The sequence below is a fragment of the Facklamia lactis genome, from assembly GCF_015863205.1.
GTDB lineage: Bacteria > Bacillota > Bacilli > Lactobacillales > Aerococcaceae > Facklamia > Facklamia lactis.
Genome location: NZ_JACBXQ010000023.1, coordinates 1 through 602, shown reverse-complemented (window position 1 = coordinate 602; position 602 = coordinate 1). Strand labels below are relative to the sequence as shown.

Genomic DNA, 602 nt, shown 5'->3' with positions numbered 1-602 from the left:
AACAGCGAATGTCATTATAAATATTATGCGCAAAAGAGAAAAATAAACAAGTGAAGCACAGTCACAACGTGTGATATGTGCTTTTCCTTTTTATAAAAACATTTGTATAGCCAACTAACGTTTTTTATATTATAATAAAAAATTGTGATAAAACAGGTTTAGACTGAACATAGGACGAATAAACTATTTATAGCTAATTGTCAAGTGACAATGCATCGGGATTTTCGACAATATTTTTTTCTTAAAAAGAGGGATTGTTTCGCGCGATGGAGAATAAAAACATACAAAACCGTTGGGACAAAGCCACACGTTTTGTCGAAATATGTTTGGAGTTGTTGAAATATGGGACAACGCATTCCTGAAGAAACGGTTGAGCACATCCGTCGCTCAGTCGATATTGTAGACATCGTTCAACAGTATGTCTCACTAAAAAAGCAAGGGCGCAACTACTTTGGGTTATGTCCTTTCCACGGAGAGAAAACACCTTCTTTTTCCGTTTCACCTGAAAAGCAAATTTACCATTGTTTCGGTTGTGGGGCAGGTGGAAATGTGTTTTCATTTTTGATGGAAATTGAAGGGGTTTCTTTTATCGAAGCTGTCAA

1 protein-coding gene is annotated in these 602 nt (G+C 36.0%); it reads left to right on the top strand.

Features of this window, described 5'->3' with window-relative positions; genetic code table 11:
• Window positions 1-342: 342 nt before the first annotated feature.
• On the top strand, window positions 343-602 hold a 260-nt coding region (locus HZY91_RS10815; RefSeq protein WP_235991639.1), incomplete at its 3' end, for a CHC2 zinc finger domain-containing protein.